This is a genomic window from Rhizobium sp. Leaf311 (genome assembly GCF_001423445.1).
GTDB lineage: Bacteria > Pseudomonadota > Alphaproteobacteria > Rhizobiales > Rhizobiaceae > Agrobacterium.
In genome coordinates, this window is the sequence record NZ_LMNZ01000004.1 from 515078 (window position 1) to 529163 (window position 14086).

General features: G+C 58.2%; 15 protein-coding genes. 9 read left to right on the top strand and 6 right to left on the bottom strand.

Translation table 11 applies throughout. The features are described 5' to 3' along the window. Window positions 1-4: 4 nt before the first annotated feature. A complete protein-coding gene (locus ASF69_RS08240) occupies window positions 5-928 on the top strand; it encodes a dihydrodipicolinate synthase family protein (protein WP_062586812.1) in 924 nt (307 codons plus the stop codon). A gap of 106 nt (window positions 929-1034) precedes the next feature. After that, entirely contained in the window at window positions 1035-1760 is a 726-nt protein-coding gene (locus ASF69_RS08245; RefSeq protein ID WP_062586813.1) for a polysaccharide deacetylase family protein, read from the top strand. A gap of 24 nt (window positions 1761-1784) precedes the next feature. On the opposite strand, the gene ASF69_RS08250 is transcribed toward ASF69_RS08245, so the two are convergent. Both ASF69_RS08250 and ASF69_RS08255 read right to left on the bottom strand, forming a co-directional pair. Beyond that, complete coding sequence (locus tag ASF69_RS08250; protein WP_113171201.1) at window positions 1785-2945, bottom strand: AI-2E family transporter; 1161 nt, start codon at window positions 2943-2945, stop codon at window positions 1785-1787. A 111-nt stretch (window positions 2946-3056) separates the two neighbouring features. Then, window positions 3057-3917 (bottom strand): VOC family protein, encoded by an 861-nt coding sequence (locus tag ASF69_RS08255; RefSeq protein WP_062586815.1) that lies wholly within the window; start codon window positions 3915-3917, stop codon window positions 3057-3059. Window positions 3918-4146: 229 nt separating this feature from the next. Between ASF69_RS08255 and ASF69_RS08260 the strand changes: the two genes are divergently transcribed. The 3 genes from ASF69_RS08260 to ASF69_RS08270 all read left to right on the top strand — a co-directional run bounded on the left by ASF69_RS08260 (window position 4147) and on the right by ASF69_RS08270 (window position 5948). Next, the gene (locus tag ASF69_RS08260) at window positions 4147-4557 is read left to right on the top strand and encodes a universal stress protein (protein ID WP_062586816.1); all 411 of its coding nucleotides are present in this window, start codon (window positions 4147-4149) and stop codon (window positions 4555-4557) included. Window positions 4558-4691: 134 nt separating this feature from the next. Next, entirely contained in the window at window positions 4692-5360 is a 669-nt protein-coding gene (locus tag ASF69_RS08265) for a hemolysin III family protein (RefSeq protein ID WP_062586817.1), read from the top strand. 93 nt (window positions 5361-5453) lie between these two features. Continuing rightward, window positions 5454-5948, top strand: coding sequence for a GNAT family N-acetyltransferase (locus ASF69_RS08270; protein WP_062586818.1), 495 nt, complete (start codon window positions 5454-5456; stop codon window positions 5946-5948). A 57-nt stretch (window positions 5949-6005) separates the two neighbouring features. Here the strand turns inward: ASF69_RS08270 and ASF69_RS08275 are convergent, their stop codons facing one another. The 3 genes from ASF69_RS08275 to ftrA all read right to left on the bottom strand — a co-directional run bounded on the left by ASF69_RS08275 (window position 6006) and on the right by ftrA (window position 9748). Further along, on the bottom strand, window positions 6006-7520 hold the full coding sequence (locus ASF69_RS08275) for a glycosyltransferase family 39 protein (protein ID WP_062586819.1): 1515 nt from the start codon (window positions 7518-7520) through the stop codon (window positions 6006-6008). Next, entirely contained in the window at window positions 7511-8605 is a 1095-nt protein-coding gene (locus ASF69_RS08280; protein ID WP_062586820.1) for a glycosyltransferase, read from the bottom strand. The genes ASF69_RS08275 and ASF69_RS08280 overlap by 10 nt, the downstream gene beginning before the upstream one ends. Window positions 8606-8731: 126 nt before the next feature. After that, a complete protein-coding gene (gene ftrA / locus ASF69_RS08285; RefSeq protein WP_200939049.1) occupies window positions 8732-9748 on the bottom strand; it encodes a transcriptional regulator FtrA in 1017 nt (338 codons plus the stop codon). Window positions 9749-9817: 69 nt separating this feature from the next. Here ftrA and ASF69_RS08290 point away from each other — a divergent pair, with 69 nt between their 5' ends. Further along, window positions 9818-10225 (top strand): rhodanese-like domain-containing protein, encoded by a 408-nt coding sequence (locus tag ASF69_RS08290; protein WP_062586821.1) that lies wholly within the window; start codon window positions 9818-9820, stop codon window positions 10223-10225. Window positions 10226-10309: 84 nt separating this feature from the next. On the opposite strand, the gene msrB is transcribed toward ASF69_RS08290, so the two are convergent. Continuing rightward, window positions 10310-10720, bottom strand: a complete 411-nt coding sequence (msrB, locus tag ASF69_RS08295) for a peptide-methionine (R)-S-oxide reductase MsrB (protein ID WP_062586822.1) — start codon at window positions 10718-10720, stop codon at window positions 10310-10312. 200 nt (window positions 10721-10920) lie between these two features. On the opposite strand from msrB, the gene ASF69_RS08300 reads away from it, so the two are divergent. The 3 genes from ASF69_RS08300 to ASF69_RS08310 are packed head-to-tail and all read left to right on the top strand — an operon-like array spanning window position 10921 to window position 14074. Then, entirely contained in the window at window positions 10921-13281 is a 2361-nt protein-coding gene (locus tag ASF69_RS08300) for a putative monovalent cation/H+ antiporter subunit A (RefSeq protein ID WP_062586823.1), read from the top strand. Beyond that, window positions 13278-13697 (top strand): Na+/H+ antiporter subunit B, encoded by a 420-nt coding sequence (locus ASF69_RS08305; protein WP_062586824.1) that lies wholly within the window; start codon window positions 13278-13280, stop codon window positions 13695-13697. Before ASF69_RS08300 ends, ASF69_RS08305 begins: the two co-directional genes overlap by 4 nt. After that, window positions 13697-14074, top strand: a complete 378-nt coding sequence (locus tag ASF69_RS08310) for a Na+/H+ antiporter subunit C (RefSeq protein WP_062586825.1) — start codon at window positions 13697-13699, stop codon at window positions 14072-14074. The genes ASF69_RS08305 and ASF69_RS08310 overlap by 1 nt, the downstream gene beginning before the upstream one ends. Window positions 14075-14086 lie beyond the last annotated feature (12 nt).

Here is a 14086-nt window from a genome sequence, read left to right on the forward strand (position 1 = left end):
GCGTATGGATCTGAGTTTTGGCGGGCTTTCGGCATTTCCGTTGACGCCGGCAGATGCCGAGGGGCATGTCGATGTCGAGGCCGTTTCGCGGCTGGTTGAAAGACTGGATGCGGCGCAGGTGGATAGTATCGGCCTGCTCGGTAGCACCGGCAGCTACGCCTATCTCTCACGCGAAGAGCGGTTGCGCACCATCAAGGCGGCGGCTGAAACCCTGCAGGGGCGCAACAGACCATTGCTTGTCGGCGTGGGTGCGTTGCGCACGAGTGATGCGGTGGCGCTGGCAAAGGATGCGGAGGCCGGTGGTGCGGACGCCCTGCTTCTGGCACCGGTTTCCTATACGCCACTGACGCAGGAAGAGGTCTATCACCATTTCGCAGCCGTTGCTGGCGCAACGAACCTGCCCCTTTGCGTCTACAACAATCCATCCACCACGCATTTTTCCTTTAGCGATGAGCTGCTGGTGCGGCTTGCCTATATTCCGCATATCCGCGCAGCGAAAATGCCGACTGTACCTGATATGGCCTTCAGCCAGGAGCTGGAGCGTCTGCGGCCAAGGCTGGGCGAGGGCTTTTCCATCGGCTATAGCGGCGATTGGGCCGCTTCCCAGGCAACCATGGAAGGTGCCGATTGCTGGTACAGCGTCATCGGCGGTCTGCTTCCGGTTCCAAGCCTTCGCCTGTTGCGTGCCGCACAGGCCAAGGACAAGGCCGAGGTCCAGCGGATCGAGCAATATTTCCAGCCGCTCTCTTCCCTTTTCAAGGAACTGGGCAGCTTTCGTGTGGTCTATGCGGCGGCCAATCTGTTGTCATTGACCCATCTTCAGCCGCCACTGCCGGTCATGCCGCTCAGCGTCAGCGATTGTGCACGGGTGGAAGAGGCGCTGGCAAAGCTTGCCGAACTGGACGGCCTGCCACCAGCCACGCCATAATTTCGGCGGTTTACGGGCAGAGTGCAACGCATTATGTGGACGTCATGCGGCGGTTTTGCGCGAGGCATCAGCGCCCTGTTTCAATGGTTCCTCGAAGGCGTCTGACATGCTGAAGATATTCACTCTCGTTCCGGTACTGGCCGCCCTCGCATCTCCGGCTCTTGCTGCATCTGGCCTTGTGGAGCCAAGCTTGAAGATGCAGCCGGGAAAGGCTGCCGCACCCCGCGTCGCCATCACGCTCGATGCCTGCATGGGAAAGACCGATTTCAGGATTCTCGATACGCTGGTCAACGAGAAGATCCCCGCGACAATCTTCGTGACGGCACGGTGGCTGGCGCATAATCCGCAGGCCCTGGCGGTGATGCTGTCGCATCCCGATTTGTTCGAGCTGGAAAACCACGGCGAAAATCACATTCCGGCGGTCGACAAGCCCGTTTCCATCTATGGAATCGCTGCGGCAGGCTCGACGGCGGCCGTTGAGCAGGAAGTGGAGGGCGGTCGTCTGGCCGTTGCCGCCGCCACCGGTCATCAGCCCCAATGGTTTCGAGGCGCAACCGCGAAATATACGGCGTCCTCCATCGCCACCATCAATGGTCTTGGCGAACGCGTCGCTGGCTATTCCGTCAATGGCGATGGCGGTTCGCTGCTGGGAGCGGGCATGACGGCAAAGCATATTGCATCGGCAAAAGACGGTGATGTGGTGATTGCCCACATCAACCAGCCAACCCATGAGGCCGGAGAGGGTGTGGTACGCGGCCTGCTGGCGCTCAAGGCGCGCGGCGTCATCTTCACAAGGCTGGATGATCCCGCCTTCAACGCCCCTTCGAACTGATCAGGCAAGCCGCCTCACAGCCCATCAGGAAGGCAGGTTCGGTACGACCTTGCGTGACGGGAAAAGCTCGCGCGCGATGGTCATGCCGATAAGAGACAGAGGCAGCGCCAGCATGGCGCCAGCGGCACCCCACATCCATGTCCAGAAGATGATCGCAACGAAAACCAGGAACGGGTTGATTTCCATGTTCTTTCCGACAACAGCCGGAAAGGCGAGGTTCTCCATCAACAGGTGGATGGTGAAGAATATGATCGCAGGTAATAGCCCCAGAAGCAGGCTGTCATGGGTCAGGATGCCGCCAATCGTCAGGGCAAGCGTCATGGCGGTGATGCCGAGAAACGGCACGAAGCTGGAAAGAAAGGCAAACAGGCCCCACAGGAACGGCATGGCGAGCCCACCGGCATAGGCGATGATGACCATGGTCACTCCGAGACCCGCATACATCAGCGACGCCGTGGCGAAATAGGAGCTCAGCACATGCTCGATCGACCCTATGGTGCGTATCGTGCGAAGACGCTGGTGACGCTGCGGAAACGCCATGATGACGGCTTTGCGCAGCCGCAAACGGCTGTAGAGAAACAGCAGCAACGCTGCAAAGAACACCAGCCCCTGGACAATGGCGGGTGTCAGATTGGCTCCCACCACGGTCAGGATATCGCCGCTTCTTGAGATCAGCGATTCCAGCGAGATCGAACTCATGCTGAAGGTTGCGGCGGAAAAATTCAGCCAGCGCAGGCTCTGCAAATAGGGCACGAACCTGTCTATCGCCTTCTCGACGATGCCCGGTCCTTCGGATGCCAGTGTGGAAAGCGGGTCGATCAGCGAATTGATGACGACGAAGAACACCAGCGCGACCGCTGATGACAGGATCAACGCCACCGCAAAGCCCGGAATCCCGTAAGAATTCAGCTTGGTGGCAGCGACACCCAGGATCATCCCCACAACAATGGCCATGACGATTGGGATAAGGATGATCGACAGCGAGTGGATGACGCCCATCAGCACGATGGCGAACAGGCCGACAATCGACCAGGCTACGGCAACATCGAGAGCCTCTCGCCCAAGCGGCTGCTGACTACGCTCGTCATCATGCGCAGAGGCTAACGCCCCGCGCAACACCGGGTCCTTATGGTCAACGGCGGCTGCGGCCGCCTGCTTTCGATTGCTGATCGTCTGGTCGTTCATCTGGCAGTCCCCCATCAGGGCGTATAACGCGCGATGTGACCGGGTGTTCCCGCCTGAAAAAGATTTAGGCGAGCACCATTTTTCAGCGCTCGCCTGACTGCCTTTGTGGGCCTATGCGGAAAGCTTTAGGCCAATGCCCCATGGGTCTTTTACCGCAATGCCGTCACTTTGCCGCTCGGTTGCTATTTCCAGCCTGTCGAGGGCGGAGACTGCGCTATCCAGTGCGGATTTTTCGTTGAATTTTAACGTGTAACCGGCAAGCCCTGTCATGTTCTCGCTGCGGGCTTGTGCCCCCTTGCTGTTCCATATGTTGGCGGCGACGTGGTGGTGATAGGCGCCGGAACCGAAAAAGCTTGCGCCCGGATATCGCGCCATGACCTTCAGGCCCAGAACGTCCTGATAGAAAGCATCGGCTTGCGGAAGATTGCCAACCTGCAGGTGGATGTGCCCGATGGCGGTTCCCTCTGCGGCCTTGGCAAAGGTTGCCTTGGGCGCGCTATCGTAAAGCTCCTGCAGGTTCAACCGCAGCGTGGACATGCTGACGGTTCCGTCTGGCTGGTAGCTCCACTCGTCCGGTGAGCGGTCGCGGTACACCTCGATGCCGTTGCCTTCGGGATCGGCAAGATAGATGGCCTCGCTGACCAGATGGTCCGAGGCACCTTGCAGCTCGACATTGTGATGCACGGCATGGGCAAGCCAGAGCGCCAGATCAGCACGGCTCGGCATCAGGAATGCGGTGTGAAACAGGCCCGCGGCCTGTCTTGGCGCGGTCATGGCATTGCCGGATGTTGTCAGCGTCAAAAGCGGCTGGCCGCCAACGCCCAGTATTTGACCGCTCGGCGATGTCTCGATGACGGAAAGACCGATGATGTTCTGGTAGAACTCCGAAACGCGGGGCAGGTCTCGCACCACCAGTCGTGCCTGGCCGACATAGGCGGGGCGCGTCAGCGCAAACAGTTTATCTTCACTCATTGCTGCACTCCAAAAAAGATTGGCCAGTCAGGCGATATTGGCCAGCACTATGCGCGCTCGCGATCGTTCAGCAAAGATAGCTGTTTGGCGATGCAGCGTGCGCTATTTGTTGACAATAAAAAAGGGGTGACACTTGACGCTGATCAACTCTCTTGCTGACGAGGAATGTCAGAAAGAGGATAATCTCGGAAGCGCAAAGGGTGTTTTCGAGTTTGAAGGGAGAATGGCGATGTACAACAAAATCCTCGTTCCAATCGATCTGAGTTCGCCGGAGAGGGCAGAGGCAATCCTGAAGAAAGCAGAGGAGTTGCTGGATGCGACGGGCCATATCGTCCTCCTCAACGTGGTGGAAGACCTGCCGATCTATCTGACAATAGACCTGCCGATGAACATCCTCGAAAACGCTGTCGAGGACGCCCGCAAGAAATTGAATTCCCTCAAATTAAAGTCTTCCCGCATAAGCGATGTGGATGTCCGCAGCGGCTCGCCGGCGCGCGAGATACTGGCGGCTGCGGAAGATTTGAAGACCGATCTCATCATCATCGCATCGCACAAGCCGGATCTGAGCAACTATTTCATCGGCGCAACTGCCGACCGCGTGGTGCGCCATGCCCGATGCCCGGTGCTGATCGATCGCTAGACCTGACAAATGCCAGTGCCGAGATAGACTTTTGCGACAGGCGTGAATGCAAAGTGATCGTCTTTCGCAACTGTTGTCTTGTTCCTGTCTGATATTAACGGCATGATCGCATTATTGATGTGCGAGAACAGATTATGAGCGAAGTTTGGCGCTTTGGCCGCCGGTATGATCTTCCAGAAATCGTGGCGGATGGCATTGTGCATGGCGTGGGCATTGTTTTTGCGCTGATCGGTGCGACCGCGCTGATCTTCTATGTCACGCTGTGGGGAAGCCTGAGCGCGATTGCGGCAGTCTGGATCTACGCGCTTGGGCTCGTCCTGTGCCTGTCGATTTCGTTCACCTACAACATCTGGCCGCACTCCAATGTGAAGTGGTTCCTGCGCAGGCTGGATCATTCGGCCATCTTCATTCTCATCGCCGCGACCTACACGCCCATTCTCCAGCGCGGCATCGAGGAGCCCCTGATTGCGGTCACGCTGGCCGGAATCTGGATTGCAGCAATCTCCGGTATCCTGTTGAAATGCTTCTTTCCCGGCCGGTTCGACCGCCTGACCATCCTGCTTTATCTCGGCATGGGCTGGAGCGGTGTCATGGTGGCGGATCGCCTGTCCTATCATCTGCCGCCGCTCAGCCTGTGGCTCATCGTCATCGGCGGCATCATCTATTCCATGGGCGTCATCTTCCATGTGTGGGAGCGTCTTCGCTTCCAGAATGCCATCTGGCACGGCTTTGTCGTGGTTGCTGCTGCCGTGCATTACACGGCTGTGATGACAAGCTTCAGCATGGCCCCCGTCACCGCGTAGACGTCACCGCATAGACGTCACCGCGTAAAACCGCTGCACAGCTTCGCGACTTGCTCTATGGTGGCCGCGATTTGATTTGCAGCGGATATCAGCATGACCATTCAACTACGCGACGCCACCGTCGAAGACCTTCCCGGCATTATGGACATCTATAACGACGCGGTGCTGAACACCACGGCGATCTGGAACGAGATCGTCGTTGATCTCGATAATCGCAAGGAATGGTTCAAGGCCCGCAAGGACCGGGGTTTTCCGGTCATCGTCGCCGCTATGGACGGTCAGGTCACGGGCTACGCATCCTACGGCGACTGGCGCGCGTTTGATGGTTATCGGCACACACGCGAACATTCCATCTATGTCCACAAGGATGCACGTGGCCTCGGTCTCGGCAAGCAGCTGATGCAGGCCCTGATCGATCACGCCAGAAGCAATGACGTGCACGTCCTCATCGGCGCCATCGAATCCGAAAACCTGGCCTCCATCCGTCTGCATGAGGCCATGGGCTTCCGCATTGCCGGTCGCTTTTCCGAGGTCGGAACGAAGTTCGGCCGGTGGCTCGACCTGACCTGCATGGAACTCAAGCTTTAGATTGCTGGATGTTCAGTCCCATGGTCGAATGGCTTGTCGTGCTCGATGGAGGGCTCGTTATGACATTCCCCGTTGCAGGAGGCGGTACTTCGATAAGCTGATGCCGGTGTCTCTGTACCCTGAGGTATCAACTTTGCAGGTGTCATCGACCAGCAGGTAGGGGCCCATTCCAGACTTGCTATCGTCAAGACTGATCTTGTGGTGGCGCTCCAGATATCCGTGGAGCGCCCAATCTTCAAAGCCAGCGCCGCAGGTCGTGACGACGTTTTCGCATGCACCATCGGAAGCGCAAACGCGGGAGGCGATTTTCGATGCGTTGGCGATGGTGTCTGCATCGACGCCGGGGCGGCCGATATTCACAGCGACAAGCAAGATGCTGAGCACAAGCAAAGTATAGAGCGAAGACAGAAGCCGCCGCCGGGACACTACATCAAGCGCGCGCAGTGCTCGCATGACAGCCGGCACTGAGACAACCGCGAATGCCGATGCGAAGTAGGCAAGCGAGGGGTTAAAGTAAAAGCTGGCGACACGCGGGCTGACAAGCAGTGGCAGCGATGCCGAGAATCCGACGAGCGCCAAAAAGACCGCGTTGCGCAGTCGCGCAGGCTTGTAGGTCTTATCTCTCACAGTCTGAGATCCCCACCGCCTGTCGCATAGAAAAATAATTAGGGCAATGACGGCAGGATAAGCGTTGACGCGCAGAAATGCGCGCACGGCGTTCCATTGACCACCGCGAGTTCCACGTTCCCCACTGAGGCTAGGCAGCAGCTGGATCGATAAATAGCGCTGGATCGCATCCCGTGCGCCGTCTAGCTGCAAGAGTAGAGCGAAGAAAGCTGCAACAGTTGCCGTTATTATTATCGTATCGAGCAACACCCGTATCAGGGTGGGTCGACGGAACACGATCCAATAGATCGCCGGTGTGGCAACTGGAAAGAGGCCGACCGGACCTTTCGTCATCAGTGCCAGTGCCACGAAGAACCCTGCCAACATCATGATGATCAAACGTGACGCAGAATTGCGATCACCAGATTGGTCGTAGGACTTGACGATGCAGTAAATGGCCAGGGACGTGAATACGATCAGAAGGTTTTCAAGCATCCCGTTGGTGAAAGCCCAACTCATGCGACCTGCAGCCAGCGCCATCGTCAAAGCCAGAGGGCCAGCGAGACGGAGCTCGGGATCGTTGGCGTGCAAGCTTTGCCAGATTTTCAGCAGGATGAAGCCGCTGGCAATCAGAGTGGCAAGTGAGAAGCACTTCTCGACGAGTATCGTATCTCCGAAAAGTCGGAAGCCGATTGATTGCAGCCACATCATCAATGGCGGATGTTCGGAGAAAACCGGGAACAGGGTCTTGGAGAATTGCAGTTCCCAAGGAGAGCCATATCCTTCAGAAAGGTTGCGCGCTATGCTTGCGTAGATTGCACCATCGAAGAAAAACGACTGGTGCACCAGCTCGCGCATGACCAGCAGGCAGACCAGAATTGCGAGAATGATCCATAAAGGCTTCGCAACCTTACGGGATGTATCGCCAGAAACGGGCCAATCTGGCCTCGCACGCCTCACTTCCATATGAACCTGCTCGCAATCACGAATTTCCAGACTGTATCAATCGCGATGCCCGCCAGCGTTGCGAGTAACACCACGTGGAAAAGGCGTTCATATGCGATGGTCGCCGCCGATACATTGGCGACGATACCAACGGATGACACGAGCAGGAACTTCACATAGCCCCAGAACTTGTTCCAGCCGCGCAGTCGCCGATCCTGAAATGTCAGCAGGTTGTTGAGCAGGAAATTGCTGGTGGCGGCAACTAGCGTCGCTACGGTCTGTGCCGCGATGAACGGCATTGAGAATGCAAGCGCAGTGTAGAGTATGGCCAGATGTACAAAGAGGCCGGACCCGCCGACGAACAGGAAGGAAATCAAACTGGCTGGCAGTATTCCGCGGGTCATCTTGCTCAGCAGGAACGTCACGAATTTCCATATGACGTAGCTATCGAGCTTCGATTCGCCGTTGAGCCGGGCACCGAAATCGAAAGGCACCTCAGCGTGCCGCAACTCCTTGTACGAGTAGAGGATGTCCAGTAGCAGCTTGAAGCCGGGATCGCCAAGGCGCGGGGCAACCTTCAGGAATGTATCGCGGCGAATGATGAAAAAGCCCGTCAAGGGATCGGCCAATTGGCGGCCGAGCACGAAGCTGCTCATCCAATTTCCGACCTCGGAAAGGGTGTTTCGCAACGGCGAAAGCGCATCTACTTGACGCTCACTGCCCAACTTGCGCGCAGCGCTGACAATATCAAACTTGCCCGTCTGCAGGCAGTCGACCATTTCCTTCACGACCTCCGGGTCGTGCTGGCCATCGACATCCATCACGCACAGCAAGTCACCCTTTGCCGATAGCATGCCTTGAATGCTCGATTTTGCCAGGCCACGATCCTGTAAGCGGGTAATGATCCGGATGCGCGGATCATCAGTCCCATAGTCAAAAATCTTCTGCGCAGTTCCGTCAGCCGAATTGTCGTCGACGAAAATGATCTCCCAATCGGCATCGCGAAGCGCTACGCGCGTGCGCTCGATGAATGGGATGACATTTCCCGCCTCGTTAAATGTCGGAGCGATAATCGAGATTCGTCCAGCTAGCACGGCGTGATCCATTCTGAAATTCTGACCGCAACTAGCAGGTCGCGGGGTCGAAATCCAGTGGTGTACAACCCCGCCGCGAACATACGACGGCGACTGCTTTATTGAATGGCAAACTCGATGCCTCACCGGGTTTTGGCGCTAAACGTAGGCCACCGCCTGCGTCCCGAATCCCTCGCGATAGGCGGCGGGCGTTGTCGAAAAATGCTGGCGGAAATGGTGGCGCAGGTTGGCTGCTGTTCCAAGGCCGGTGTTTTGCGCAATCGCGTCCATGCCGAGCCGTGATGTTTCCAGCAGGTCTTTTGCCTTCGACAGTCTTTGCAGCAGCAGCCATTTGGCGGGTGTCGTGCCCGTTGCGGCCTCGAAACGCCGCAGGAATGTGCGGCTGCTCATGCCGGCCATCCTCGACAGGGTTTCAACCGTGTAGGGCCGTGTCAACTCCGCTCGCATGGCGTCCAGCACGGGGCCAAGCCTTGCTTTTTCGTGGTTTTCGGGAACGGCCTTGTCGATGAACTGGGCCTGGCCGCCATCCCTGTGCGGTGGCACGACCAGCCGCCGGGCAACCATGTTTGCGGCCTTCGTGCCAAAATCGCGACGAATGAGGTGCAGGCACAGATCGATGCCCGCAGCGCTTCCCGCAGATGTCAGCAGACTGCCGCCATCGACATAGAGAACGTCAGGCAGAACCTCGATGGCTGGGAACCGCGCCGTCAGGGCATCGGTATAGCGCCAATGGGTCGTGGCCTGTCTGCCATCCAGAAGCCCGGCTGCGGCCAGAACGAAAACACCGGAACAGATGGATAAGAGCCTTGCGCCTTGGTCATGGGCACGACGAAGGGCCGCACAGAGTGCCGCCGGGACCGGTTCATCCATGCCGCGCCAGCCCGGCACGATAATGGTTCCGGCCTGCTCGATCAGTTCAAGCCCGCCATTGGCCACGAACCGCACACCGCCGGTGGCGCGCATTTCGCCTTCATCGATGCCCGCCACGGCAAAGCGATACCAGTCCTCGCCCATTTCCGGTCTGGCCAGTCCGAAGACCTCGACGGCCACACCGAATTCGAAGGTGCACAGCCCATCATAGGCAAGGGCAACGACAAGGCGGTTGGTTGAGTGGGTGGTGTGATCGTTTGGCATGATCTTTACGATATATGGCATTCATGCCATCTGCCAGCAGTTTCTTGAGCGCGGTAGTGTGCGTCAGTTCCAACACTCGGAGAGGCATTCATGAGCACCGTATCAGATATACAGGCCGCACCGCCGCAGGCTGTCATCGACCACTTTTCCCGCCTGCTTTCCATGGAAACGGATTGCTGGGACGTGTCCTTTGCCATGGAGCAGGGCGATCAGGATTTCGTCCTTCTCCATGTTGTCGGCTCGGCAGAGGTCTTTGCCCGCAGGCACATTCCCGGTGCCATCCATCTGCGCCATGGCGATATGACGCCAGAGCGGCTGTCGCCGTGGCCAATGGAAACCCTGTTCGTGGTCTATTGCGCAGGCCCCCATTGTAACGGCGCAGATCGCGCAGCACTTGCGCTTGCGCGCCTTGGGCGTCCGGTCAAGATCATGCTCGGCGGAATGACCGGCTGGGAGGATGAAGGCTTCGCTTTTGCGGGAAGTGCTGCCGCCGCGTAATCCTCGGCTCCTTCGGCTTTAAAAAGCGGACAGCAAAAAAGCCGCCTCGCTTTTCAGGCAGGGCGGCTTTCGTTTGGCTTCAACTCAGTCCTGCGGCTCGAACACCATGGAATGGCCGTTGATGCAGTAGCGCAGGCCCGTGGGCGGTGGGCCGTCCGGGAAGACGTGACCCAGATGGCCGCCGCAATTGGCGCAGCGGATTTCCGTGCGCACCATTCCAAAGGCGGTATCGCGATGCTCTGTCACGGCGTCGGCCTTGACCGGTTCGAAATAGCTTGGCCAACCGCAACCGGCATCGAATTTCGTGTCGGAAATAAACAGCGGCTCATCGCAGGCGGCGCAACGATAAAGCCCTTTCTCCGTGCTATTCCAATAGGGCCCGGTAAAGGGACGTTCCGTGCCATGTTCCCGCAGAATGTGAAACTGCTCTGGCGTCAGCTCTTCGCGCCACTGCGCATCGGACTTGGTGATTTTGGGAGATTTGAGATCGCTCATCGGGAGATCCTTTCGTTTGTCCCTAAGATAGGATCGTCGCCGCCCGGTTAAAAGAGGAAAGGTCTTCGAAGAGCCTGTTGTTGGGGATAAAGACCTTGTTACTGGCCGCATATTCGAAAACGGTTGAGGTATATGTCGCCTTGGCCTAATTGAAAGGCAACGAGATAAAGCCGTAACCGACGGCAGGGCTGGGAGAAAAGATGATTGCCAATGTCACGTCGCTGACATTCGTTGTGCTGTTTTTGCCGTTTATGACAGCATTGTGCGCCCCGCTGGCAGTCGCAAAACTGGGACGGAATGGCGCATGGCTTCTGGCGCTGGCCCCCGCACTGGCTTTCGTCCATTTCCTCGGCTTCGTGCCGGAAATTGCCGCAGGCGAAGTCGTCACGGGCGGCTATGCCTGGGTTCCCAGCTTTAATTTAAGCTTTTCATGGTTCCTCGATGGCCTGTCGCTGACCTTTTCCCTGCTCATTACCGGCATCGGCACGCTCATCGTGCTTTATGCCGGCGCTTATATGAACGGACATCCGCAGCAGGGACGCTTCATGGCGTTTCTCCTGCTCTTCATGGGCGCAATGCTCGGTGTTGTCGTGTCGGACAGCCTCCTGATGCTCTTTGTCTATTGGGAACTGACCTCGATCACGTCTTTCCTGCTCATCGGCTTCGATCACCGCCGCGAGGCATCCCGCCGGGCCGCTTTGCAGGCGCTTGTGGTAACAGGGGGCGGCGGTCTGGCGCTTCTGGCGGGCCTCATCTTCATCTGGAACATCAGCGGCACGACGCAGCTTTCCATGCTGGTCCACGGCGATGATATATTGCGCCAGAGCCCGTTCTACTTCGCCACACTGCTGCTGGTCCTTGGCGGTGCATTTACCAAGTCGGCGCAGTTTCCGTTTCATTTCTGGTTGCCCAATGCCATGGAGGCACCGACCCCGGTTTCGGCCTATCTTCACTCTGCCACCATGGTCAAGGCAGGCGTCTATCTGCTCATGCGGCTGAACCCGGTCATGGGCGAAACGGCTGCCTGGGAAATCCTTCTGCCCTTCTTCGGCGGGCTGACCATGCTGACGGGCGCATTCCTTGCCATCCGGCAGACGGATCTCAAGCTGATGCTGGCCTATACCACCGTGTCATCGCTCGGCCTGCTGGTCATGCTGGTCGGCTTTGGCTCGGAACATGCCATTGAAGCGGCAGTGCTTTATCTTGTGGCCCACTCGCTGTTCAAGGGCGCACTGTTCATGGTCGCAGGGATCATAGACCATGAGGCGGGCACGCGGGATGTTACGAAGCTTGGCGGTCTGCGCAAGGCCATGCCCAACACTTTCATCGCGGCATTGGCCGCCGCCCTTTCCATGGCGGGCCTGCCACCCTTCCTGGGCTTTCTGGCGAAGGAAGAAATCTATTATGCGCTGGCGCATCCCGATCCTCGCTCCATTCTCTTTACCGTTGTTGCCGTGGTTGGAAATGCGCTGATGCTGGCGGTCGCCTTTGCGGTTGCGCTAAAACCCTTTGTCGGCAAGCCCTCGAAAACGCCGAAACATGCCCATGAAGCGCCCGTTCTCATGTGGCTCGGCCCTGCCACATTGGCGTTCGGCGGCCTCATCGCTGCGCTGTTTTCCGGCGCCTTTCACGCGGTCGTCTCGGTTCCCACGGCCTCGGCCATCGCAGGCGAAAATCGTCCGATGGATATTTCTCTCATTCCGCATATCGGCGTGCCACTGGCACTGTCGCTGTTCACAGTCGCGCTGGGGGTGATGGTCTATACCAAGCTTGCCACCGCCCGCCACCATGTGACACGGGCGCTGCTGGCCGCCGGGCCGGGCCCGGATAAAGCATTCGATGCCGTCATGCGCGGCCTCGTCAGGCTGTCCTTCTCCATCACGCGGCTCTTGCAGCCGGGCAAGCTGGAATTTTACGTCACCGCCACCTTTGCCATTATCGCGCTTGTGCTGCTGGTGCCGATGTATGCCTATGACGAGTTCCCGGCCATGCCCGCCTGGCCGGGTGGCATTCAGCTGCATGAAGCCGCCTTCGTCGTCATCGCCGTCATCGGTCTTGGCGCCGTGCTCACGGCATCGAGCCGCCTGAGCGCTATCATTGCGCTTGGCATTCAGGGTTTTGCTGTCGCCGTGCTTTTCCTGCTGTTTGGCGCGCCGGATCTGTCGTTCACGCAGTTCATGGTCGAAACCCTGTCGGTCGTCATCCTGACGCTGGTCATGACGCGACTGCGGCTGTCGCCTACCGATCATCGTCACCGCGGGCAGAAGCTGCTGGATGGAACAATCGCGCTTGCCTGTGGCACGGGCTTTGCGCTTCTCTTGCTGAAAGCCACCGAGCAAACCTTCAACAACAGCCTCAGCGACTTTTTCGGTGCCTATTCGAAGGTCATCGCGCATGGCAACAATGTCGTCAACGTCATCATCGTCGATTTTCGCGGAACGGACACGCTGGGTGAGATTGCCGTGGTCATGGTCACCGGGCTTGCCATCCTCGCGCTCATCCGCATCCGCACAGGTGGCAAACCCTTGAAGGGTGAGCAAAAAGGGGAGGGCAAGGCATGAACACGGTTATCCTGCGCACCGTCGCCCCGGTCATTACCAGCCTCATGGTTCTGTTTTCCATTTTCGTGCTGTTGCGCGGCCATAATGAGCCCGGCGGCGGGTTCATCGGCGGGCTGATCGCGGTTTCGGCCTTTGCAATTTACGGCATCGCCTATGGCGTTGAGGCCGTTCGCAGGGCCATCATCTTTCATCCCCTGTCCATTTCCGCTTTCGGTCTGCTTGTGGCAACGCTTTCCGGCATGGTCTCTGCTTTCATGGGCGTGCCCTTCATGACCGGGCTCTGGATTTATCCAAGCCTGCTGGGCGTCGAAGTGCCGCTCGCCACCGTCATTTCCTTCGATATCGGGGTCTATCTGGTTGTCGTCGGCGGCTTCACCTCCATTGCGCTTGCACTGGAAGAAAGGGATCGTGACTGATGGAACCGGTTTTTTCGATCCTTGTCGGACTGTTTTTCGCAGCGGGCATCTATCTCATGCTGTCGCGCCATAGCGTGCGCCTGTTGCTGGGCATCGCAATCATGGGCAATGCCGTCAATCTGCTGCTGCTGACCGCAGGGAGGCTGACGCGCGAAGTGCCGCCCATCATCGGAGCAGGGGAGGATGTGCTGGCCGCAACCACGGCCAACCCGCTGCCTCAGGCGCTCATCCTGACAGCCATCGTCATTTCCTTCTGCTTCTTCTGTTTTCTGCTGGTGCTGGTCTGGCGGGCTTTCCAGGAATTGAAAACGGATGACACCCATGAAATGCGCGCAGCGGAGCCGGTTCGTGAGCCGCTTCCGCCGCTCGGATATTGAGAACGGATTAAA

Excerpts from the sequence above, each read along its gene's own strand:
- ASF69_RS08240 (WP_062586812.1), top strand. The coding sequence starts at position 5 with ATGGATCTGAGTTTTGGCGGGCTTTCGGCATTTCCGTTGACGCCGGCA.
- ASF69_RS08245 (WP_062586813.1), top strand. The coding sequence starts at position 1,035 with ATGCTGAAGATATTCACTCTCGTTCCGGTACTGGCCGCCCTCGCATCT.
- ASF69_RS08250 (WP_113171201.1), bottom strand. The coding sequence starts at position 2,945 with ATGAACGACCAGACGATCAGCAATCGAAAGCAGGCGGCCGCAGCCGCC.
- ASF69_RS08255 (WP_062586815.1), bottom strand. The coding sequence starts at position 3,917 with ATGAGTGAAGATAAACTGTTTGCGCTGACGCGCCCCGCCTATGTCGGC.
- ASF69_RS08260 (WP_062586816.1), top strand. The coding sequence starts at position 4,147 with ATGTACAACAAAATCCTCGTTCCAATCGATCTGAGTTCGCCGGAGAGG.
- ASF69_RS08265 (WP_062586817.1), top strand. The coding sequence starts at position 4,692 with ATGAGCGAAGTTTGGCGCTTTGGCCGCCGGTATGATCTTCCAGAAATC.
- ASF69_RS08270 (WP_062586818.1), top strand. The coding sequence starts at position 5,454 with ATGACCATTCAACTACGCGACGCCACCGTCGAAGACCTTCCCGGCATT.
- ASF69_RS08275 (WP_062586819.1), bottom strand. The coding sequence starts at position 7,520 with ATGGAAGTGAGGCGTGCGAGGCCAGATTGGCCCGTTTCTGGCGATACA.
- ASF69_RS08280 (WP_062586820.1), bottom strand. The coding sequence starts at position 8,605 with ATGGATCACGCCGTGCTAGCTGGACGAATCTCGATTATCGCTCCGACA.
- ftrA (WP_200939049.1), bottom strand. The coding sequence starts at position 9,748 with ATGCCATATATCGTAAAGATCATGCCAAACGATCACACCACCCACTCA.
- ASF69_RS08290 (WP_062586821.1), top strand. The coding sequence starts at position 9,818 with ATGAGCACCGTATCAGATATACAGGCCGCACCGCCGCAGGCTGTCATC.
- msrB (WP_062586822.1), bottom strand. The coding sequence starts at position 10,720 with ATGAGCGATCTCAAATCTCCCAAAATCACCAAGTCCGATGCGCAGTGG.
- ASF69_RS08300 (WP_062586823.1), top strand. The coding sequence starts at position 10,921 with ATGATTGCCAATGTCACGTCGCTGACATTCGTTGTGCTGTTTTTGCCG.
- ASF69_RS08305 (WP_062586824.1), top strand. The coding sequence starts at position 13,278 with ATGAACACGGTTATCCTGCGCACCGTCGCCCCGGTCATTACCAGCCTC.
- ASF69_RS08310 (WP_062586825.1), top strand. The coding sequence starts at position 13,697 with ATGGAACCGGTTTTTTCGATCCTTGTCGGACTGTTTTTCGCAGCGGGC.